Raw genomic sequence first — 20308 nt, 5'->3', positions numbered from 1 at the left:
TACGAAACGGTCAAGCCGCCAAGGCTGGTTTGGCCCCAGCGCTGACAACAGGCTCCGGCCCCAGCACCTCGACCAGCTCCACCATGCCGGCATTCAGCGCAGCCGTAATATCGCGCTCCAGAACCGGCATGACCTGCTCAAACGGCGCCAGCAGGCGATTCAGACCATAGGCGCGGTTGCGCCCGTTCACCTTGCCCAGGTAGAGCGCCATGTCGGCGATCTGCATGGCTTTTTCCCAATCGCAATCGGTCTCTGACAGGCCGGAGAACGGCAGCGACAAGAAGCCGCCAGTCACCGTGATGGCTATCATCTTGTCGCCCACCGCAATGGGTTCCTTGCCGATGACATTGAGCACGCGTTGCGCCAGGCTTTTCAGATGGGCAGCGTTGGCTTTGGGCGAGAACACCAGAAACTCCTCCCCGCCCCAGCGCATCACCATGTCGGTGTCGCGCACTGTGCTGCGCAGGCGCTTGGCAATCTCGATCAGCACTGCGTCGCCACCCGCGTGACCGAGCGTGTCATTGATGTGCTTGAAGTGATCGATGTCCAGGATCATCATTCCGTCGGGGTTGTCGTCTTCGCGGCGGCTGCCGGTGCCATTGAGGGCGCGCTTGTTCATCAGCTCGAAGAAGGAGCGACGATTGAACAGGCCTGTCAGCGGGTCGCGCACGGCATGGAACTCAAGCTGCTTGTTGGCCTCGCGCAGCTTCTGGTTGGTCTTGCGCACACGCCGATACAGCAGGTACACAAACACCCCGCCCATCACGGTGACGACAGCGCCCAACACCGTGATGATTTGCTGCAAACGCTGGTTGCTAATGGTTGCGTCTTTGAGGCTGTTTTCACGGGCCAGCAATTCGATCTGCTTTTGCCGTTGCACGGCGTCAAACTGTTCTTGCAGCGCCGCAACCGATTTTTCGCGGTCCGATCTGAAAAGTTGCTCGCTGAGCTTTTGCTGCTGACGTATCGTGGATACCGCATCGCTGTACATGCCCAGTTGCTCGTACATCCGCCCCAACTCGCCCAGGATGTCTTCCTCATCGGACATGGCGCCTGCATCGTGCGCGTTCTTGAGTGCCGTGCGAACTTCGGCCACGCCTTGCGCAACCTTGCCCTGGCCCATCAGCGCAAACCCAATATTGCACTGTGCGGAAATCAGGCCGCTGCGGTCATCCAGCTCGCGATATTTGACCAGTGCCTGACGGGCCAGCAGCTCGGCCTTGGGGTAGTTGCGAACACGCAGGTAACCGTCACCCATATTGTTCAGGATGGTGGCTTCCACGCGGACCAAGCCACTCTCGCGGCTCACCTTGAGGGCAAGATCATTGGCCTCAGCGTAGTCTTTGTTGCGCCCCAACTCGGCGAACTCACCGCCCTGGTTCAGGTACAGCGTGGCCAGCATTTTGCGGGAGTCCAGCTCCTGGGCGAGCACGATGCCCTCACCGATGACAGCCAGCGCTTTCTCGTGGTTCTTCATGGCACCGTACACCAAACTCAAACCATTGAGTGCTCTCAGGCGGGCTTGCTTAGCAAGGCGGGTTTGCTGGTCGGCGTATTGCAGACTCTTTAAGTAACTTTCCAGCGCGGGCTCAAATTTACCCAAGGCCAACTGGGCCCCTCCCAGCACACGGTAGTGCTGCGATAAAACCATGGCATCGGCAGAGCGCAGCGCAAGGGGTTCTGCTTGGTCAAGCTTGACGACGGCTGCAGCGTTTTGTGCCGCACGCGTCATGATGGAGGCTTCGAAATCCATGGCGGCCGCCAGACCTATGTCGTCCGGCTTTGCCTGGGCCTTGGCCAATGCCAGGAGTTGAGCAATAGAGGTCTTGGCAGCGACCAGTTGTGCGGAATCTAATTCGAGATTGATCCGCATGCGCAGGTATTCGCGCTGTACCGCATATGGCGTCGTGGCCGACATTTCGGCGCCCATGACCCGAATGTCTTTTAGCGCGGCGACATTGTCACGCTCAGACAAAACATAGATGGCGTCAATGCGGTCTATGGTCTCTTGCTGGGCCAGTGCAGAACCCTGCCAACCGAGCAGGGTGGAACAGATCGCGGCAGCAACAACGAAACGTGTGAACAGCCTAGCCATGCGCAATGGTATGCCCGATTTCGGGCCAGCGGTGGCGAATATACGTCCACGACACCAGCCCCAGGCTCAGCATCAGCAGCGATGCTGCCGCCAGCGCTACGGTGGAGTGCATGACCAGGGGTGAGATCACGCCGGCCACGATGCCGTTGGCCGTAGACCCCACAAACATCTGCAGGCTGGAGGCCATGCCACGCCGGTCCGGATGCAGGTCCAGCACCAGCAGCGTGACCACGGGCACCATCAGCGCCCAGCCGAACGAAAAGATACCCAGCGGGAACAGCGCCCAGCTGACATGCGCCTTGAACAACAGGTTGGCCACCAGGTTGAGTACCGCAATAACCAGCATGATGGAAAAACCAATGCGGATTTGGCGCGCGGGTTTGATCTTGCCGGCCACACGCCCGCTGACCATGGCTCCGGCCATGATGCCGCCAATCGTCATCAGAAAGCACCAGAAGAATTGCTGCGGCTCCAGTTGCAGATGCTCGCCCAGAAAAACCGGCGCGCTAAGAATGTACAGAAACATGCCGTTGAATGGGATGCCACTGGCCAGCGCCAGCAAAAAGAAGCGCGGGTCCGACCCCAGTTGCCAGTACCCGGCCATCAGGTTGCGGGGATGGAAGTCCTGCCGCTGCGTGGTGTGCAGCGTCTCGGGCAACAGGCGGAAGATGGCAACCCACAGGACCACGCCCACGCCAGTCAAAAACCAGAAGATGCCATGCCAGCTGACATGCACCAGCATCCACCCACCTACCATCGGTGCTATGGCCGGCGCCACGCCAAAGAAGATAGTGACCTGGCTCATAACTTTCTGAGCCTGGGACGGTGGAAACATGTCGCGTATCACCGCACGCGACACCACAATGCCGGCGCCGGTGGACAGGCCTTGCATGGCGCGGAAGAAAATCAGATGGCCAATACTTTGCGACAGCGCGCAACCGGCAGAGGCCACGGTAAATGCCGCCAGCCCCCACAGCACCACCGGTCTGCGGCCAAAGCTGTCAGAGATGGCTCCGTGGAACAGACTCATGAAGGCAAAGCCAAACAGGTAGGCTGACAGCGTTTGCTGCATCTGCACCGGTGTGGCATCTAGCGACTGTGCAATGCCGGCGAATGCTGGCAAATACGTATCGATGGAGAACGGGCCCAGCATGCCCAGAAGAGCCAGCAGAACCGCAAAGGCCCACTGCGGGGCCAGCCAGAGTTTGTGTGCGTCGGGGTTCATATAGCTATTGGAACATGTCTATCTATACAGGCTCACGCCTGCAATTTCATACGGGCAAACAGGCGGCCACCAAACAGATTTACCAACAGGCCCGCCATCAACAGCGCACCACCCGCAAAGTGCACGGGCTTGAGCACCTCACCAAACACCAGCCAACCGGTGCTGAGGCCGACCAGCGGAACCAGTAGCGAGAACGGTGCGATGCGGTTGGCCGGATAGCGCGACAGTAACGCCGTCCACACGCCATAGCCAAACAGCGTGGCAGCCCATGCCAAATAGGCCACGGCGCCAAAGGCCGACCAGCTGAAATGTGTCAACGCCGTCAGCATGGTCTGCGGGCCTTCGATCCAGGCCGAGAGCAGCAACAGCGGTACCGGTGGCACCAGGCTGGCCCAGACCACAAACGCCAGCTGGTTCATCGGGGCGTACCCTCCAACGGCGCGGGTCACGATATTGCCGCAGGCCCACATGGAGGCCGCGGCAATGGTCAGCATAAAGCCGGTCAGCGGCATAGACAGGCCGTGCGCGCTGCCGATCAAGACCAGGCCCGCAGCAGCCAGCACCAGACCGGCCAACTGGTTGGCATGCCATGTCTCTTTGAGCCACAACGCCGCAAACAGCATCGTAAAAAATGCCTGCGACTGCAGCACCAGCGATGCGAGCCCCGTGGGCATGCCCACATGGATGGCGGTGAACAACAGCGAGAACTGGCCCACCGAAATCGTCATGCCATACAAAACATACAAGCGCAGTGGCACCTTGGGCGGGCGCAGGAATAGCAGCGCCGGAAAGGCCGCGAGCATAAAGCGCAAACCACCCAGCATCAATGGCGGCACGTCGGCCACCCCCACCTTGATGACAGCAAAGTTGACGCCCCACACCAGGATGACCGTCAATATCAATAACAAATCTTTGGTGCGCAGCGGGCTGGTGGTCATGGAGGCAGGGTTAGCGTGGAAACATAGTCATCCAGCACCGGGCGCTGCCGGCTGCTTTTCTTGCGCGACTGCACGGTCCCGATGTTGATGAAGCACAGTGCGAGGTCGCCTGGGTTCAGGCCAAACAGCGCACGCAACGCGGTCGACTTTACCGCCTTGCCGCTGGTCAATGCGGAGCCATAACCCAAGGCCGTTGCCAGCAGCAGGATATTTTGTACCGCCGCGCCAGTGGAGACGATGCGTTCATACAGATCGATACCCGCATCGCCGCAGTCTGCATTGACGACGACCAACAGCAGGCAGGGGCTGCGATGGGCCTTCTCTCGTGCCTGCGCGACCTGCTCGGGCGCAGCCTGTGCATCGCGCTCCAGCAGCGCATCGGCAAAGGACTGGCCCAGCGCCCTGCGCGCACCTTCTGGCACGCTGACAAAACGCCAGGGGCGTACCTGACCATGGTCGGGTGCACTGGCCGCCGCACCCAGGATCTGGCGCAGTTGCTCAGCGCTGGGGCCGGGTGCAGCCAGGCGTTTGGGCAGTATGGTTTCGCGCGCCTGCATCAGCGCGGAAACGGTGTCTGTGGGTTCCACCATAAGCTGCGTTTTGATTTCCATATAAATCAATCACTTAGCGCGACCCATGCCACCATAAGGTGCGTCCGATTGCCACCATAAGCTGCCTTATTCACCACAAATTGACGCATAAGCTGCCTTTTTCACCAACTGACATATGAAGCGCGAAGAAATAATTTCTTTTTGGCAAAGGGAAACACTGCCGATATTGTCCTAACTCCCACTGATCCATTTGTCACCAATCTTTAGTAATCAGCGCCACGAATCAAACCGAAGACGCCCCCGCCCAAATAGAGCGTCTGTTTGTACACAACCGAAAATCGACTAAACAGCACTGTAGACCTTTCGATCGGTACTGCCAGAAGCATTCGCTTGTGTGCATCCATCCCTATAGGCGAAACCGACTCAAGTTCTACGACATCTTCTCCCATACGGACACATATTCCTCTATTCTGGGCCGCTGACGAACACTATTTTTCAAACTCTCCACCGTGCCAATGCTGATGAAGCACAACGCATGCTCGCCGAATTTCAGGTCAAACAAAGTCCGCAACGCGCCAGATTTCATGGCCTTACCACTGGTCAAACCCGATCCATACCCTAAAGCAGTAGCCATCAGCAGTAGGTTTTGCACCGCGCAGCCAGCGGACACGATGCGCTCGTTGAGATCTATGCCCGGGTCTCCACACTCGGAGTCGACCACCACCAGCATCAGGCATGGCGCCCTCAAGGCCTTTTCTCGTGCTCGCGAGACCTGGTCAACAGTAGCTGCCGGATCTCGCTCCAAAAGTGCAATACCAAAGGCCTGGCCCAAAGCTGTGCGCGCATGACCAGGAATTGTTACAAAGCGCCAAGGCCTGAGTTGACCATGATCAGGCGCCGACGCAGCGGCCTCGAGGACTTGACGCAAATGGAGTGGATTCGGTCCTGGTTCGATCAAGCGCTTAGGCAGAGTGGTCCGGCGAGACTGCATCAATCGACCAACGGTATCCGCAAGATCCTGGTCAGACTTCCGCAATTCAGATCTCAAATGCGACATACTTTACTTCCGCCAACTCAAGAGTATTCCAACAATCCACTCAAGCGATACCGCTTTGGGCACCCAAACAAAATTCACGAATAGACTGCACCTAGTCTACCCGCGCCTTTGGAAAGCCGTTGACCACAGAAATGGATAGCGACGCAAAATACAAACTCCAGACTCCAGTCATTGAGAATGTCCACACAGCCTTGGCCGCAGTCAAGGTTCAGCACGCCCTTGGTTGAACGCTCTGGTCAGTTCGAGCAAGCTGGTCAGCAATTTCCGACGTATGCAGCGAGCTGCGATAAGCGCTTGGGTGCAATCTTCATTGACTAGTGGTGTGCTTCCCAGGAGGGCCTGAGGAGTGGATGGAGCGTTTAGAGATCGGACCCCACCCAGACCTCCCAGTTGGTCCTCGCCGTTCTACGACGAAGTTGGATCCGGAGCCTCTCGGTAGAGCTTTAAAAAACCTGAACATCTTCGGCCATTCCTCCCTGGGCTTGAAGACGATTGCAACTTCCTGGTTACCGAGCGCAGACTCCGTAAGGATTACATGATCAGTAACCAGCTTTGCATTCTCGAACTCAATGGCGTTCACCTTGCAGACTGCCTTGAAGAAGGGGCCAGACATCCACTCAGCTACCAGGTGTGTCTTTGAACTTGATATAGCCGACCAAAGAAGCATGTGCTACTGCGACCATAGCAAAACCTAGCGGGATGTCGTTTCGTACGAGGATATACATCTTCATGGGTAGCCGTGGTGCCAGCTGCGATTGCAGTCCTGCTATTAGCCGTCGGCGTCGAGGAGCCTCAGATCCCAGTCCGAAGCCAGAGGGCGAGAGCGCTGCGGCTGGAGGTCCACAGGATCCGCACCTTGCCGCCTGCATTCTGGCGCCTGCTTGCTTTGACTGCGTTGATATCGCTTGCCCGCCTTTCTGAGGCGTTTCTGGTACTGAGGGCTCAGGAGATGAAGCTGAGCTTGCTGTGGATACCCATGGTCATGGTCGTCATGAGCGCAGTCTATTCCTTGTCTTCGTATCCTGCCGGCATACTCGCCGTCCGCACCAACCGACAAGTTGTTTTAGGGGTATCGTTGATCGCCCTGGCTGGCGCCCATTTGGCTCTGGCGCTGTATCCAGGGACTATGGGGTTTTGGACAGGCGTTGCCCTGTGGGGCCTGCACATGGGCCTGTCGCAAGGCGGTCTGTCCGCTGCAGTTGCCCAATCGTCGCCACCGGACATGTATGCAACTTCGTTTGGGTTATTCCACTTCGTAACCGGCGTTTTCCAGTTGGCCAGTGGGGTGCTGGCAGGCTGGTTATGGGTCACTTGGGGGAGTTCGGCGGCATTTTCCGGTGGCGCACTGTGGGGCGTGTTGGCGCTGGCGGCGCTGGCTGCATCGAAAACGGGTTTTGTGACCGCTAAAAAGTAACCAAAAATTGCACTCAGTGTGCGCTAAGTTTGTCCCGTTAATCTTCAATTCACGCAAATTTCTGCGTGTACCAACTGGAGATTTCACTATGCTTCGCCACACAAAAATCGCTCTTGTCACCGCCGTCTTTGCCACCGCTGGCGCGATGGCTTTCGCAGCCAAGTCCATGGACAATGACGCCATCGCGGCGGCGCAAGCCAAAGTGTCCTTGACGCAAGCCATTGCAGTTGCCGAACAACATGCGGGCGGTAAGGCTTCCCGCGCAGAATATGAAAAAAACAAAACCGGCTGGGCCTACGACATCGAAGTCATCAGCGGCGCAAAAGTCTTTGATGTCCAGGTCGATGGAGACAAGGGCACCATTATTTCTTCCATAGAGGACAAGTCAGACCGCGACGACGGCGAAGACAACGCCGACTGACCTTGTTGCCGGAATACCAAGAACTTAAAAGTGTTCCGGCGTTTCCCCTCAAAATCATGAACGACATCAACCAGGCATTGTTCCTGCTGATCAACGCGTCTGCACATCCCAACACGCTGCTGCTGTGGACTGCCAGGCTGCTGGCGGAGTATTCGATCTGGCTGATTCCGCTCGCTCTGATCGGTGCTTGGCTACGCGGTGACGAGTACACCCGCAAACTTCTGCTTGAGGCCACGGCTGCCGGCATGGCTGGACTCCTGATCAACCAGGCGATCGGTGTGATCTGGCAACATCCCCGGCCCTTTATGCTGGGACTTGGCAATACCCTGATACCGCACGCTGCCGACTCATCTTTTCCCAGCGATCACTTGACCTTGTTATGGGCCGTAGCTTTCAGTTTTCTGATGCACCGCCGCCCGCGCTGGGCCGGTATTCTTCTCGCGGTTCTCGGTCTGCCAGTAGCCTGGGCGCGTATCTATCTCGGCGTGCACTTCCCCCTGGATATGCTTGGCGCTGCCATCGTCGCATCGCTCAGCGCCTGGCTGTGTTTGCGTGAGGAGCGCCGCTTCATAGAACCCGTTTTCCGGTGGACCAGCGCCATATATCGCCGCGTTTTTGCTGTACTGATTCGCCGGGGGTGGGTGTTGAAGTGATATCCAGTGCCCTGTGGCGCCGCGCAAGGGTGTTATGGACAGGGGCGCCGGATGCGTATTCCGGTGAATCCTGCCATCTGTTCCACTTCAAACTAGGCCACCGACTCCAGTCGAAACCTGCCACATGAGATTGTTTGAATTCGGAAAATGCCAAAGGTATCCAACGCAACGCTGAAAAATTCAGAACCATCGCGATCCGTAGGCGAACCAGAGCCAAGAGGCCATCGCGAGCCAGAGTGCCACGATCACCGAGGCGCCAACTTTGCTGACTGGCCTGACATTTCCGGAGGCCAACCACTCCTCCGCCTTAGCGCGGCAGTCGGCCATCACCTTGGGCGGGATCATCCGCAGCACCAGCCAGATCAACCCCGGCAGGATAATCGCGTCGTCGAGGAACCCGAGTACCGGGATGAAATCGGGAATCAGATCGATCGGGCTCAGAGCGTAACCGACGGTGAAGACAGCGACCGCCTTGGCCAGTCCAGGGGTCCGCGAGTCCTTACACGAGAACCAGAGCGCCACGACGTCTCGCTTTACACGCCGCGCCCAACCCTTCACCTTCGAAATGATTCCGTCAGCCATTCTCGACCCCTTTCCCTGTAATTGCCCCGCGCGCGCGGCACCGGCGCTGTAGGTTTGAGTATTGACGATCTGTCGGCCCAAGCCGGTCACGAAAATGGAATGCGTGGCCTAGTTTGGACTGGAACAGGTGGCTGGCTTCAAATGGAATCACTGGCTACATTGCTCTGGAATACGCAGCCGGATGCCGTCCACCGGTGATGGCCGTGGCAACAGGCCTCAGGCGCGAGCACCGAACATCATGCCCACGCCTGCCGTCGCCGCCAGTGCAAATGCGCCCCAGGCGGTCACCCGAAAAGCTGCTTTCGCCACGGGTGCGCCGCCAGCGCTTGCAGCTAGCGCACCAAGAACCATCAGGAAAAACAGTGATGTGATGCTGACCCCGGCAACCAACAATCGCTGGGGCATCCAGAGCACCGTCAGCAAGGGCAGGGCTGCACCTGCGATAAACGCCAAAGCCGACGCGACAGCCGCTGTCAGTGGTCTGGCACTGGCAGTTTCGGTGATACCCAACTCGTCCCGAGCGTGCGCGCCAATGTCGTCATGAGCCATCAACTGCCGCGCCACCTCCTGCGCAAGCGTTGCGTCAAGGCCGCGACCGATGTAGATATCTGCAAGCTCTTGAAGTTCATGTTCCTTGGAGACGTTAAGTTCGTGTCTCTCCTTGATCAGATCGGCGCGTTCGGTGTCAGCCTGCGAGCTCACCGAGACGTATTCGCCGGCCGCCATAGCCATGGCTCCGGCTACCAGTGCAGCAACGCCCGCCACGAGTACGTCGGCCCTGGCTGTGTTGGCGGCTGCAATGCCTACGATCAAACTAGCTGTCGAGACGATGCCGTCGTTAGCGCCCAGAACAGAAGCCCTCAGCCAGCCGATCTGGCTGGAACGGTGGCGTTCGCGGTGTACTAGAGGCATGGCAAGTTCCAGGTCGGTGGGGTCAGGAGTGCCACGGCCACATGCGCCCGAAGACACCGTCCTTGTCAACCAAAAGATGCTTGAATGCGCCTCCGACGTGGAGCACGATAAGTGCCACCAGGGCCCACGCAATGATGCCGTGCACCGTGAAGAGTTGTTCCTTCAATATGTCATTGGCAGTAGCCCACACAGGCAGCGCAATGCCGAAGTAAGCGACAGGATCCCCACTGAACGCTGAGGCAAGGTAGCCCGTTACAGGCATGGCCACAAGAAAAACGTAAATCAATAGGTGCGTCAGCCCCGCTGTTTTTGCTTGCCAGCTGGGAATGCTTCCGGACAAGGCATGCGGCCGATGGCGCACCCGCCACAGCAGGCGCAGGGCAATGAGCACCGCGGCTGTCAAGCCGAGCGACACGTGCAATGCGAAATAAGCAGCGCTGCCCGGTGTCCCTTCAATGGTCAGCATGTACCAGCCAAGGCTGATCTGAAGGGGGATCAATGCGGCCAGCACCCAGTGAAAAAACAACGCGGGCCGACTGTATCGGCTGGCAGCCGCGCTTGAAGGGAATGTAGTCATGGATGTTCAGGATTTCGGAATCTACTATTGCTGAATCACATTAACGGCGGCTCAGGCCGGAAGGCCTTTGTTACGGCAGGATATCCGTATGACACGAAGCATCCCGACCCGCAGCAAGACCGTTCTTTTAGCGGTCTAGAAAATCACGCGTAAGCCGGCACGAACCGCAGTTGCCGGACTCGGACCGCCCGATTGCGCGCGCGGATAGAAAGTCCGTGAAACATCGACATAGGGGGCAATCTTGCGGCTGAATTCGTATCTCGCCTGCAGGCCGACGTCGGTCTGGTAGGGTCCCCTGCGCACAGTTTGATCAAGGTCTGAGGCCGACCATTCCGCATTGATGTACGGACGCGCGATGAAACGATTGGTGAGCAAGAAGTCGTTCTCGAACCGGGTGCGCGCAGACACCTTGCCGTCGTTGCGAACGAACAGTTTCAAATCAATGTCGAAGGCATAGGGCGAGAGGCCGCGCACGCCCACGGCAAGATAGTCCTGCTGTCCGGGTCTCGCGTCGTGTCGCAGGCCCACCAGCGCGTCCCAAAACGGAGCGATGTAACGGCCGTAGAGCAGTTGCAGTTCCGCAGTTTCGGTTAGCCCCCCCGTGCGTTCTGCGTCAAATTGGTACCACAAACGGTTGAAGTCGCCACCAATCCAGCCGTCCACACTAAGTGACTGGCTTGAGCCCGTCTGGCCGCGTATCTTGCCAGTTCCGGCTTCGACCTTGGTGTAGGTGTAAATCGATTCGTCTTCCATGGCCTGTGCAGACAGGGCAGAAAAGCAGAGGGCGGCGGCGAGCCAGCGCAGCAACGCAGTTTGTATTGGATAGCTGTTTGTCATGGCAAGGTTCAGGCTACTTCGACGAGGCGCATCATGCCGGTCGCTGCGTGGTAAAAAAGATGGCAGTGAAAGGCCCAGGTACCTTCGTCTTCGTAGGTGACATCAAGCTCCACCGTTTGCGCCGGTGGCACGATGATGGTGTGCTTGCGCGGGCCAAAGATGCCATTGCCATTGACCAGTTCCATAAATACACCGTGCAGGTGCATGGGGTGCTCCATCATGGTTTCGTTGACCATCTTGATGCGCAGGCGCTCCCCAAGACCTATTTTGAAGGGCTTGGAATTGGAAAGTTTCTTGTCATTGATCGACCAGAAATAACGCGTCATGTCGCCTGTCAACCGTACCAAAAGTTCTCTTTCTGGCGCACGGTTGTCGGCGTTGCGGGTGGCAGCGCGCAGCAGCGCGTATTTCAGTCGGCGCAAGCCGTCCGCATCCACCGGGGCAGCGATCGGGGCGGCTGCCGTCTGGTCCGGCATTCCGGGCATGTCCGCCATCGAATCCGCCGGCTTCGCTGCGGGCGTCGGCTTGTCTAACGCTGACATGCCAAGCATGTCAGCCATGGCTTTGTCAGCAGGCTTGGAAGGCATGGCCATAGATGCGCCTAGCGGAGTGGCCGCCGGTTTGCCCATATCCATACCTGCCATGCTCGTGTCTGTAGCGGGTTTGGTATCCATGCCGGGCATTCCGGCCATGCCTGAAGCATCTGCCGTACCCGAGGTATTGGCTGAGCCGCTCATGTCCATGCCCGTCATACCCATGTCGGCCATCGTCCGCACAGGCTTTGGTCCCATGTCCGGCACGGGGGCACTCATGCCAAGTTCTGGCGCCAATGTTCCCAGTGCATAGCCGATGCGTGCGATGGTGGGCACGAAAATGCTGTAAGCCTTGGCTTCTTTCGGTTGCACTATCACGTCGTAGGTTTCGCCGTTGCCGATGCGGAACTCATCGACTTCGACAGGACTCACGTTCTGACCGTCCGCCTGCACCACAGTCATCGGGAGGCCCGGAATCCGAACATCGAACATATTCATCGGCGAGGCATTGATGAAGCGCAAGCGCACGCGTTCGCCGGGCTTGAAAAGCGCGGTCCAGTTCTCGGCTGGCTTTCTGCCTGCCATGAGGAAGGTCCATTCGTCGCCGCCATCGCTGAAGTCGGTCGGGTCCATGCGCATCTTGGCCCATTCCATGCGATCGTTCCAGATGGCTTCTCGCGCCTTCTTGTCGGGCGCATTGCGCAACTGGGCAAGAAATTGCGGCGTCGTGATGCGCCGGTAGTTGTAGAAGCCATCAATCTTCTTCAGATTCGCCAGAACGTGCTGCGGTGGCGTGTCGTTCCAGTCCGAAAGCATCACAATGTATTCACGGTCGTACTTGAACGGATCGGGCTGGATAGGGTCGATGACGATGGGGGCGAAATACCCGGCCGCTTCCTGCAGCGCTGCATGGCTGTGGTACCAGTACGTCCCCGACTGGCGCAGCTTGAAGCGATAGGTGAAGGTTTCGCCCGGCTGAATGCCCGGAAAGGTAACGCCTGGCACGCCGTCCTGATTGTTGGGCACCAGTAAGCCATGCCAGTGAACGCCGGTAATTTCGCGAAGCTGATTGGTCACGCGAATAACGACTTCGTCGCCCTCCCGGAAACGCAGCACAGGCCCCGGCATGGTGCCGTTGATGGTGATGCCCATGGCGGGTTTGCCAGTGATATTGAGCGCCGTCTCGGCGATCGTGAGGTCGTAGACGCGGTTGACGGGTACCGCGCCAATCTCAACAGCGCGCAGCTGTGCCCATGCGGCCGGAAACGCTCCCAGGGCGCCCAGGCCAAGCAACGACTGCAGCGATCTGCGTTTCAGTTCATCCATGGTGATCTCATATTTCTTGTGCGAAAGTGACGCGGTAAAGACTGTTGCGACTGCATCGGCGTTGCTCCGCCACTGCTTACTGGGCAATTTCCATACTGGTCAGGAATATCGCGCCGTCCGATTTTTCAGCCTTGAACCTGACTTTGCTACCCACCTGGACCTTGTCCAGCAAGGCTGCGTCCTTGACCTTGAAAACCATGGTCATGCCTGGCATATCGAGGTTTTTGATGTCGCCATGCTTCAAGGTGATTTTCTGGTTTTCCTTGTCGATCTTGCGAACCTCACCGTCTGTCGCGGTAGCTGTTGCCGACGTGTCCATGGCCATGCCCGGCATATTCATGCCCGCCATGCCACCCTTTTCCGTAGGCGCCATCTTCTTACCCGACATGTCCATGCCCGGCATGCTGTCCTTGTTCATCGTGGCTTGGGCATGGACATTAGATGCAAAAGCTGCTGCCAGTGCGAGGGCGCCAATAACAGCTAAGGAATTAGAGGTTTTCATAATGTGCTCGATTTCGGTAAGTTGGAAGATGGAAGATTTGTGTCAATAAGGGTGCAAAACCCTGAAAAGCGCTGTAGGACTATGCGGCGCAATCAATGCTTGTGGCCTGCGATGGCACCAGCTTTGGGCGCGGTGCCAGTGGGTCCGACGACGGTCACCAGGCCCTTCATGCCGGCGTCGTAGTGACCTGGCTGCAGGCAGGCGAAGTCAACCTTGCCCGCCTTGGTGAATTGCCAGACGACTTCACCGGTTTTGCCCGGAGCGACCGTGATCATATTGGCATCGGCATGCTCCATTTCTGGCATTTTCAACATCATGGCGTAGTGTTCCTTGAGTTCCTTTTGTGTACCCAGCACCATTTCATGTTTGATTTGGCCGGAGTTTTTGACCAGAAACCGTATCGTTTCACCCTGTTTAACAGCAATGTCCGCCGAAGAAAAGCGCATGTTGTCGGTCATGTCGATGTTGATTGTTCGACTGACGTTGGCCGTTTTTCCAGGCTGACCGATGGCGACCTCGTTGTGGCCACCTCCATGCGAACCAGCGGCAAAGGTTAGCGCTGATACAGCGGAAAGGGCAAAGGCAAGCGTTGCGGCGCGTAGACGGTTTGTCATGAAAAGTCCTAATTGGAATGAATGAAATTTGTAAAAAAATGCCGTGTGGAGATCACCCTGCCTGCGCAGCTACGCCACCCACTTGGCGTATACCTTGCGAAAAGCGTAACGCTCCCAATAGGCCAGGGCAAATTCGGTTTGCAGAAACGGCATGATGAAAACTCCTTGACTGTAGATTGCAGGCGTGGCCTCAAAATCTCGGACCACTGCGATACAGACGCTGCATCACAGTCCCCACTGTAGGTAGCCTTGGCCAACGCCACGCTGGCCGCCAGATTACAAATTCGTTATCTTCGAAAATCTTGAAGGCGAAACCTACGCCGCCGAGAAACTGCGCAAAGATTTTGATTGGACAAGGCTATGTCCTGGAATGGTTATGCCTGTGGGCTTCAGTTCTTTGTTGCACTAATTCGCCGGGGTCGGGTGTTAGAGTGACTTCCTAAGTTTTACCTAAGTGTTCGCCGCGACAGTCGTGTTGTCCATGTTCTCCGACTTGGAAAGCGTAACGAAAGCAACTCATGAATACTTCTTTGACGGCAAAACCGGCTGGCATGCTCAACAAGGTCCCCGAGGTCACGATATTTTTCTGGATCATCAAGATCATGGCGACGACAGTTGGGGAAACTGCAGCTGACTTTCTCAATGTCAATCTAAACCTGGGTTTAACAAAGACCTCGATGGTCATGGGCAGCCTGCTTCTTGTCGCGCTGTTTCTGCAAATTCGTGCAAAGCGCTATATCCCCTGGATTTACTGGGTGGCGGTTGTGCTGCTGAGTGTTTTTGGAACGCTCATCACGGACAACCTTGTGGATAATTTTGCAGTCACCCTGCAAACCACGACCATGGTATTTAGTGGCTTCCTGCTGGCAACCTTCATTGCGTGGTATTTAAGTGAAAAGACACTGTCAATCCACAGCATTTACACCACCCGTCGAGAGCTGTTTTACTGGTGCGCCATCTTGTTCACATTTGCTTTGGGCACGGCAGCGGGCGACCTTGTCGCGGAAGGCATGAGGCTGGGCTACGGTTGGTCGGCGTTGGCCTTTGGGGCAGTTATCGGCGCGGTTTCGCTGGCGCACTATGTCTTGAAACTCGATGCAGTTCTCGCATTCTGGATCGCTTACATACTGACGCGCCCTTTTGGCGCATCCCTGGGAGACCTGCTGTCTCAACCGATTGCCAGCGGCGGCCTCGGCTTGGGTACGGTGGTAACCAGCTTGATCTTTCTCACGACCATTTTGGGGTTGATTGTTTACATGACAGCGGGTCAGAGAAGGTCTGTAGTGTCCGAGGCATAAGCCTGAAGTGCGCTCTCGAAAGTTATGTTGAAAGCTTACTAAATGCGGGTTCTGCTGGTCGAAGATGATGCAATGATTGGCGAGGCCGTTGCTCAAGCACTGAAAGATGCGAGCTACGCGGTGGACTGGGTGCGTGACGGTTCAACGGCGCTAGCGTCGATCTCCACGCAAGAGTACGGCCTTGTGCTGCTTGATCTGGGATTGCCAAAAAAAGGCGGGCTTGAGGTATTGCGCACGGTACGGTCAAACGGGAACGCTGTACCTGTACTGGTCATTACGGCGCGCGACGCTTTAGAAGACCGGATTATTGGACTGGACACGGGTGCCGACGACTATGTATTGAAGCCGTTTGAAATGGGCGAGTTGCTCGCGCGGATGCGTGCGGTCATACGTCGAAAAGGCGGCGCCTCTGGGCCTATGCTGTCGAATGGCGGGTTGTCCCTCGATCCTGCAACACGCGAGGTTTCGTCGGACGGCGTCGTCCTTCGCTTGTCAGGCAAGGAGTTTTCGCTGCTGCAAGCTCTCTTAATTCGACCCGGAGCCATCTTGTCGCGCAGCGAACTTGAGGACCGTCTTTACGGCTGGGGCGAAGAGGTTGAAAGCAACGCCATCGAATTTTTGATTCACTCGTTGCGCAAAAAGTTGGGAAGTGGCTCTATCAAAAATGTCAGGGGGGTCGGATGGATGGTTTCAAAGTAAGAATCAGGCATTCGCTCCAACTCAGGCTTTCGGCGTCTCTATCGCTTGCAATCATGGGGGTAGCAATTTCAGCCGGCATTTTTTCTTTCGTAGCCGCCTACGATGAGGCGATCGAACTGCAGGACGAACAGCTGCGACAGATGGTGGCCCTGATTGCCAGGCAAGACACGCCACTAAAGTTTGCCAAGTCACCCAAGGAGGTGCTTGGCCGTGACTCGGAGTTTCGCGTTGCGGTGCAACTTTTGACAAAGTCAGCCACCGCTGGCCCTATGTTGGGTGGAGAGCTTCCAGGTTTGTCCATTGATTTGCCAGAAGGCATCCAGACCGTGGAAACACAAGGTGTCGCTTGGCGCTTGTTTGTGCAGACCCTCAACGCGGATTCACGGATTGCGGTTGGTCAAAAGATTGCCGTTCGGGATGAGGTTGCGCGTGATGGCGCGCTTCGGACCCTGATGCCGTTCCTTGTGCTCTTTCCTATCTTGCTATTGCTGGTGGCAGACCTCATCCGCAAGATGTTTCAACCGCTAAAAACCGTGGCCGCTGACCTGGATCTGCGCGCGCAGGACGACTTACGTGAGATCAAGGCTGACGGCCTTCCCTCTGAAATCCGTCCTTTTGTGGTAGCCATCAATCGACTGCTTTGGCGCATTGCCCAGTCAACTCTGGCGCAACGCCGTTTTATCGCTGACGCAGCACACGAGTTACGCTCACCCTTGACCGCGCTTTCCTTACAGGCCGAACGGATGGCTGCAGCTGACATGTCGATGGAAGTAGCAAGCAGACTCGCCACGCTGCGTCGAGGTATTCATAGAAATCGCAACTTGTTAGATCAGCTTCTCACACTGGCCCGGGCCCAAAACTCCCCTTTGGAAGCCAGCGACACAGTATCCGTCCAGCTGGTGTATCGTCATGTGTTGGAAGACCTGATGCCCTTAGCAGAGTCGAAAAGTATTGACCTGGGCGTTACCGGTGAAATAGATGCGACGGTCGGCGCTTCAGAGGTTGATCTTTATACGCTGGTGAAAAATCTGGTGGATAACGCAATTCGTTACACCCCGGAGAGCGGCAGGATAGATTTATCTGCGGAAGCCTCCGGCGGCACTGTGACGCTGACGGTTGCAGATACCGGTCCGGGCATCCCGGAAGAAGAGCGGGCGCGTGTTTTTGACCCTTTCTACCGGATATTAGGAAACGGCGAAACGGGATCAGGACTTGGGTTGTCTATAGTCAAAGCAATAGCTTCCAGAATTGGTGCGACTGTTTTCATGAGCTATTTAGATGAGCAGAATAAGGCTGGACTGCAGGTGCGTGTAACACTACTTGCCACGGGTACTTCGTCTGTAGGTAGTTAAACAGCATGCGGATGTCGCGATGATGATGTAGATGCACCACCAGGGCGCCATCAACATGGCGGAGGCTGAATTGCGCAGCGGCAAAGATTCTGAAATGCATCAAATAGACCAACAAAGAATTTTCCGTTCAGAAAGAAGAACCCGTCTATTTCTCACGGACGCCCCAATAGGTGAGATCAGCCAAGTAGGCCTGAGTTGACGTCAGTCGCTTTGGCGAGTCGTTACGCTGACTGAGAACTTTGAACTAGCCCTGGCTAATTGAGGATTTGTCCTAAGGCCGGTGGTCACCAAGGCAAAAATGGTTTGATGCTTCAAAAGTCCGTTCCATCGCTTCCATCTCCGAGATTCTCTCGTTGAGATCAGCCACAGGCGTGAGCGCCATATTTCGAACATCGGTCGACTAGGATTGATATAAAACCCCTTTGGGGCGTACACCTGGGCACTACATAAGGCTTTTGGACACCATGGTGGCGAATGCCGTGTCGGCAAATCCGCGCGGCACTGTCTGTGGGTTTTTCTTTCTGGTTCGCGGATTGGCGTGGCTGGTCGCAAGGGCGGTCGCCGGATTGCTGAGGGCTCTGCTCGGGGCCTCGTTTACGTTTTTACGTCGACGCAACTGTCTGTGTCGTTGCGCTCGCGGCATTAGTTTGGCAATCTGCCGTGCGAGTGGACACGGCTTGGTTGAACACCCCAATCAAACGAATGGCACGCCTTGCCTACCTCGTCGATGTTCCCAGAAGGTGTGAATACCTGTAAGGCACAGTGCCAGCCAGGCAACGCCTTCGGCCATCGCCGCAAGCACATCGCTCAGATAATGCACGCCGAGGTATACGCGTGTAAGGGCCACCAACACCACCATCGCGAAGGCCGAGAGCACGATCGCAACGCGCCGCCGCCAGAAGGGAGTTTTCGTTGCCAGCATTGCCGCCAAAACACCATAGAGCAATGTTGCTGCAACCGTATGACCACTGGGAAAGCTGTAAGTTGTCAGTATCAGCAACGGGTCTTCAAAACTTGGACGCGCGCGGTGAAATGTATATTTCATGGCTACGTTCAGCAACATCCCTAGCGGCACTGTCATGCCCACACAAAGCAGCCAGTACCAGTTCCTGCGCCATGCCAAATACGCCATCAGGAGCACCACCGCTATCGCGACGGGCAGTGTGTCGTGAGCGTGAGTGATGGTCCCCATGGCTTGTGTTAACCAGCCTGTGGTATGGGCGTGAAACCATTGGGCGACCTGTACATCGATGATGATCAGCGGGTCGCCGCTGACGACATCTTCCGCAATCCCGCCAAACAACCAGCTTGCCCCAATCATGACCACGGCCCCGACCGTTAACTTTAGCCCCAGATAGCTGCGCGACGACAGCCGAGCCCGGAGAAACGAAATTTGCGGTGCGAAGCGCTGGCGCGCCGCAATTACGCGAGGACGTTGGAGAAATCGAGCCCAGCCTTGTCTGATGGCATTTTCATGGTTTACCAGCCCTCGCCACAGCCAGACCAATAAGAGCCCGAATAGCAGGAGCCCGCCAATGACCGAGCTAGCCCGTCCAATCCATCGTTCGGCGGATTACCAACTCGCGCCCAGGAAATACCCCAGCAAGACTACAACAGCGGCCCAGAGCGACGCGCCAACAGCGTTATATGGCAAAAACTTGCGGTAGCGCATATGGGTTGAACCCGCGAGGAAAGGTACCAACGCGCGCGCGAAACCGACAAAGCGGCCGAGAAACACTGCTTTGCTTCCATGCGTGGCAAAAAATGCATCCGCTTTAGCCACCTGTGTGTCCGTCAGGCCAAAACGACCGCCGTAGTGAATCAACGTAGGACGACCCATCCTGCGGCCCATTTCATACCCGATGCTATCTCCGATGCATGCTCCGGCTGCCACCGTAATGATGAGGATGTCCAGATCGAGGAGACCCTGAGCGGCTAAAAACCCGCGACCAGCACCAAACTTTCGCCCGGGATGATCAAGCCCAGGAACGCCGCGGACTCCAGCGTTGCACCCACGAAAATGACTAGATAACCCCAGTAGCCTAAACGCTCAATCAAGTGAATTAAATACTGGAGCATGAAATGTTTGACTGTGGTTAGTGCGGGCGACCCAATGACGGTAACGCAAATTGGCTAAATAGGCTACCGTGGCAGCATTGACCCAGTCCACGACCAACGTCGGATACCCTCCACAGCACGGGACGCGAAGTGAGCAATACGATTCAAACCTCATCTACCTTGACATGCCCCGGTTGCGGCCAATCCGTCAGGCTTAAGATGCCGACGTACGCCTGTCAGTTCTGTTACGAATGTAAGGAGTGCAGGACATTGTTGCGTCTACTACCAGCAGACCGCTGCGTCTTTTGCAGTTAGAGAGATGTGAAGTGTCCTCCTATTCAAACCGAATCTACTTGCGGCGAGCGATAGGCAACCAATACGTGTGATATCAATGCGTGGAACAAATGAATCGGTTGGTCACTTCTTCGAGGGCGTGCCATTAGTTTTACCGGAACTGGTTGTCTAGCTCCTCAGCGAAATGCGACTTCATGGTCGTCCTTTCGCGGGCCAGTGAGGCCATCCAACGGAACGTTGACCGTCCCGTATTGCACACTGCAGAAAAACGCTGATGCCTCGAACCTATGGCGCAGTGTATCTACGGGCCTTGACATTCCCCCGGTGAGAAGCTTGAAACTTCTAACCATCAGAAACATCAAAGGGATAA

The 20308-nt window shown here is 56.6% G+C and carries 21 protein-coding genes; 7 read left to right on the top strand and 14 right to left on the bottom strand.

What is annotated here, in order from left to right:
• Positions 1-10: 10 nt before the first annotated feature.
• The 5 genes from AC097P_RS06380 to AC097P_RS06360 all read right to left on the bottom strand — a co-directional run bounded on the left by AC097P_RS06380 (position 11) and on the right by AC097P_RS06360 (position 5767).
• Positions 11-2095, bottom strand: coding sequence for a GGDEF domain-containing protein (locus tag AC097P_RS06380; protein ID WP_479609555.1), 2085 nt, complete (start codon positions 2093-2095; stop codon positions 11-13).
• Positions 2088-3320, bottom strand: coding sequence for a multidrug effflux MFS transporter (locus AC097P_RS06375; protein WP_479609554.1), 1233 nt, complete (start codon positions 3318-3320; stop codon positions 2088-2090). The genes AC097P_RS06380 and AC097P_RS06375 overlap by 8 nt, the downstream gene beginning before the upstream one ends.
• Positions 3321-3352: 32 nt before the next feature.
• Entirely contained in the window at positions 3353-4258 is a 906-nt protein-coding gene (locus tag AC097P_RS06370) for an EamA family transporter (RefSeq protein WP_479609553.1), read from the bottom strand.
• Positions 4255-4848, bottom strand: a complete 594-nt coding sequence (locus AC097P_RS06365) for a nitroreductase family protein (protein ID WP_479609552.1) — start codon at positions 4846-4848, stop codon at positions 4255-4257. Before AC097P_RS06365 ends, AC097P_RS06370 begins: the two co-directional genes overlap by 4 nt.
• Before the next feature lie 391 nt (positions 4849-5239).
• On the bottom strand, positions 5240-5767 hold the full coding sequence (locus AC097P_RS06360) for a nitroreductase family protein (protein ID WP_479609551.1): 528 nt from the start codon (positions 5765-5767) through the stop codon (positions 5240-5242).
• Between the two features lie 838 nt (positions 5768-6605).
• On the opposite strand from AC097P_RS06360, the gene AC097P_RS06355 reads away from it, so the two are divergent.
• The 3 genes from AC097P_RS06355 (at position 6606) to AC097P_RS06345 (ending at position 8354) form a co-directional block, all read left to right on the top strand.
• Positions 6606-7280, top strand: a complete 675-nt coding sequence (locus tag AC097P_RS06355; RefSeq protein WP_479609550.1) for an MFS transporter — start codon at positions 6606-6608, stop codon at positions 7278-7280.
• An 88-nt stretch (positions 7281-7368) separates the two neighbouring features.
• On the top strand, positions 7369-7701 hold the full coding sequence (locus AC097P_RS06350) for a PepSY domain-containing protein (RefSeq protein ID WP_479609549.1): 333 nt from the start codon (positions 7369-7371) through the stop codon (positions 7699-7701).
• A gap of 56 nt (positions 7702-7757) precedes the next feature.
• On the top strand, positions 7758-8354 hold the full coding sequence (locus AC097P_RS06345; protein ID WP_479609548.1) for an undecaprenyl-diphosphatase: 597 nt from the start codon (positions 7758-7760) through the stop codon (positions 8352-8354).
• A 180-nt stretch (positions 8355-8534) separates the two neighbouring features.
• Here the strand turns inward: AC097P_RS06345 and AC097P_RS06340 are convergent, their stop codons facing one another.
• The 7 genes from AC097P_RS06340 to AC097P_RS06310 all read right to left on the bottom strand — a co-directional run bounded on the left by AC097P_RS06340 (position 8535) and on the right by AC097P_RS06310 (position 14237).
• Positions 8535-8936 (bottom strand): YkvA family protein, encoded by a 402-nt coding sequence (locus AC097P_RS06340; RefSeq protein ID WP_479609547.1) that lies wholly within the window; start codon positions 8934-8936, stop codon positions 8535-8537.
• Positions 8937-9152: 216 nt separating this feature from the next.
• Positions 9153-9848 (bottom strand): VIT1/CCC1 transporter family protein, encoded by a 696-nt coding sequence (locus AC097P_RS06335; protein ID WP_479609546.1) that lies wholly within the window; start codon positions 9846-9848, stop codon positions 9153-9155.
• A gap of 22 nt (positions 9849-9870) precedes the next feature.
• A complete protein-coding gene (locus AC097P_RS06330) occupies positions 9871-10425 on the bottom strand; it encodes a cytochrome b (RefSeq protein ID WP_479609545.1) in 555 nt (184 codons plus the stop codon).
• Positions 10426-10560: 135 nt separating this feature from the next.
• Positions 10561-11262 (bottom strand): copper resistance protein B, encoded by a 702-nt coding sequence (locus tag AC097P_RS06325; protein WP_479609544.1) that lies wholly within the window; start codon positions 11260-11262, stop codon positions 10561-10563.
• Between the two features lie 8 nt (positions 11263-11270).
• On the bottom strand, positions 11271-13121 hold the full coding sequence (locus AC097P_RS06320; RefSeq protein WP_479609543.1) for a copper resistance system multicopper oxidase: 1851 nt from the start codon (positions 13119-13121) through the stop codon (positions 11271-11273).
• Positions 13122-13197: 76 nt separating this feature from the next.
• Positions 13198-13623 carry a copper-binding protein gene (locus AC097P_RS06315; RefSeq protein WP_479609542.1) on the bottom strand — a complete coding sequence of 142 codons (426 nt, stop codon included), beginning with the start codon at positions 13621-13623 and terminating at the stop codon, positions 13198-13200.
• A gap of 92 nt (positions 13624-13715) precedes the next feature.
• On the bottom strand, positions 13716-14237 hold the full coding sequence (locus AC097P_RS06310) for a cupredoxin domain-containing protein (protein WP_479609541.1): 522 nt from the start codon (positions 14235-14237) through the stop codon (positions 13716-13718).
• Between the two features lie 518 nt (positions 14238-14755).
• Here AC097P_RS06310 and AC097P_RS06305 point away from each other — a divergent pair.
• Genes AC097P_RS06305 through AC097P_RS06295 form a run of 3 tightly spaced genes read left to right on the top strand, consistent with a single transcriptional unit; the run spans position 14756 to position 17586 of the window.
• Entirely contained in the window at positions 14756-15535 is a 780-nt protein-coding gene (locus tag AC097P_RS06305; protein WP_479609540.1) for a COG4705 family protein, read from the top strand.
• Positions 15536-15577: 42 nt separating this feature from the next.
• A complete protein-coding gene (locus tag AC097P_RS06300; protein WP_479609539.1) occupies positions 15578-16234 on the top strand; it encodes a response regulator in 657 nt (218 codons plus the stop codon).
• The gene (locus AC097P_RS06295) at positions 16216-17586 is read left to right on the top strand and encodes an ATP-binding protein (RefSeq protein WP_479609538.1); all 1371 of its coding nucleotides are present in this window, start codon (positions 16216-16218) and stop codon (positions 17584-17586) included. Before AC097P_RS06300 ends, AC097P_RS06295 begins: the two co-directional genes overlap by 19 nt.
• A gap of 694 nt (positions 17587-18280) precedes the next feature.
• Here the strand turns inward: AC097P_RS06295 and AC097P_RS06290 are convergent.
• A complete protein-coding gene (locus tag AC097P_RS06290; RefSeq protein ID WP_479610416.1) occupies positions 18281-18907 on the bottom strand; it encodes a phosphatase PAP2 family protein in 627 nt (208 codons plus the stop codon).
• Positions 18908-19159: 252 nt separating this feature from the next.
• Entirely contained in the window at positions 19160-19624 is a 465-nt protein-coding gene (locus tag AC097P_RS06285) for a DedA family protein (protein WP_479610415.1), read from the bottom strand.
• A 170-nt stretch (positions 19625-19794) separates the two neighbouring features.
• Here AC097P_RS06285 and AC097P_RS06280 point away from each other — a divergent pair, with 170 nt between their 5' ends.
• Positions 19795-19959 carry a GDCCVxC domain-containing (seleno)protein gene (locus tag AC097P_RS06280; protein ID WP_479609537.1) on the top strand — a complete coding sequence of 55 codons (165 nt, stop codon included), beginning with the start codon at positions 19795-19797 and terminating at the stop codon, positions 19957-19959.
• Positions 19960-20308: the final 349 nt, after the last annotated feature.

It is taken from the genome of Rhodoferax sp. ZS1R8 (assembly GCF_056521325.1).
The sequence above is the reverse complement of the archived record's forward strand: the minus strand, read 5'-3'. Positions and strand labels throughout refer to the sequence as shown.

Excerpts from the sequence above, each read along its gene's own strand:
- AC097P_RS06380 (WP_479609555.1), bottom strand. The coding sequence starts at position 2,095 with ATGGCTAGGCTGTTCACACGTTTCGTTGTTGCTGCCGCGATCTGTTCC.
- AC097P_RS06295 (WP_479609538.1), top strand. The coding sequence starts at position 16,216 with ATGGATGGTTTCAAAGTAAGAATCAGGCATTCGCTCCAACTCAGGCTT.
- AC097P_RS06350 (WP_479609549.1), top strand. The coding sequence starts at position 7,369 with ATGCTTCGCCACACAAAAATCGCTCTTGTCACCGCCGTCTTTGCCACC.
- AC097P_RS06320 (WP_479609543.1), bottom strand. The coding sequence starts at position 13,121 with ATGGATGAACTGAAACGCAGATCGCTGCAGTCGTTGCTTGGCCTGGGC.
- AC097P_RS06365 (WP_479609552.1), bottom strand. The coding sequence starts at position 4,848 with ATGGTGGAACCCACAGACACCGTTTCCGCGCTGATGCAGGCGCGCGAA.
- AC097P_RS06310 (WP_479609541.1), bottom strand. The coding sequence starts at position 14,237 with ATGACAAACCGTCTACGCGCCGCAACGCTTGCCTTTGCCCTTTCCGCT.
- AC097P_RS06370 (WP_479609553.1), bottom strand. The coding sequence starts at position 4,258 with ATGACCACCAGCCCGCTGCGCACCAAAGATTTGTTATTGATATTGACG.
- AC097P_RS06375 (WP_479609554.1), bottom strand. The coding sequence starts at position 3,320 with ATGAACCCCGACGCACACAAACTCTGGCTGGCCCCGCAGTGGGCCTTT.
- AC097P_RS06305 (WP_479609540.1), top strand. The coding sequence starts at position 14,756 with ATGAATACTTCTTTGACGGCAAAACCGGCTGGCATGCTCAACAAGGTC.
- AC097P_RS06290 (WP_479610416.1), bottom strand. The coding sequence starts at position 18,907 with ATGATTGGGGCAAGCTGGTTGTTTGGCGGGATTGCGGAAGATGTCGTC.
- AC097P_RS06325 (WP_479609544.1), bottom strand. The coding sequence starts at position 11,262 with ATGACAAACAGCTATCCAATACAAACTGCGTTGCTGCGCTGGCTCGCC.
- AC097P_RS06345 (WP_479609548.1), top strand. The coding sequence starts at position 7,758 with ATGAACGACATCAACCAGGCATTGTTCCTGCTGATCAACGCGTCTGCA.
- AC097P_RS06330 (WP_479609545.1), bottom strand. The coding sequence starts at position 10,425 with ATGACTACATTCCCTTCAAGCGCGGCTGCCAGCCGATACAGTCGGCCC.
- AC097P_RS06335 (WP_479609546.1), bottom strand. The coding sequence starts at position 9,848 with ATGCCTCTAGTACACCGCGAACGCCACCGTTCCAGCCAGATCGGCTGG.
- AC097P_RS06315 (WP_479609542.1), bottom strand. The coding sequence starts at position 13,623 with ATGAAAACCTCTAATTCCTTAGCTGTTATTGGCGCCCTCGCACTGGCA.
- AC097P_RS06340 (WP_479609547.1), bottom strand. The coding sequence starts at position 8,936 with ATGGCTGACGGAATCATTTCGAAGGTGAAGGGTTGGGCGCGGCGTGTA.
- AC097P_RS06300 (WP_479609539.1), top strand. The coding sequence starts at position 15,578 with ATGCGGGTTCTGCTGGTCGAAGATGATGCAATGATTGGCGAGGCCGTT.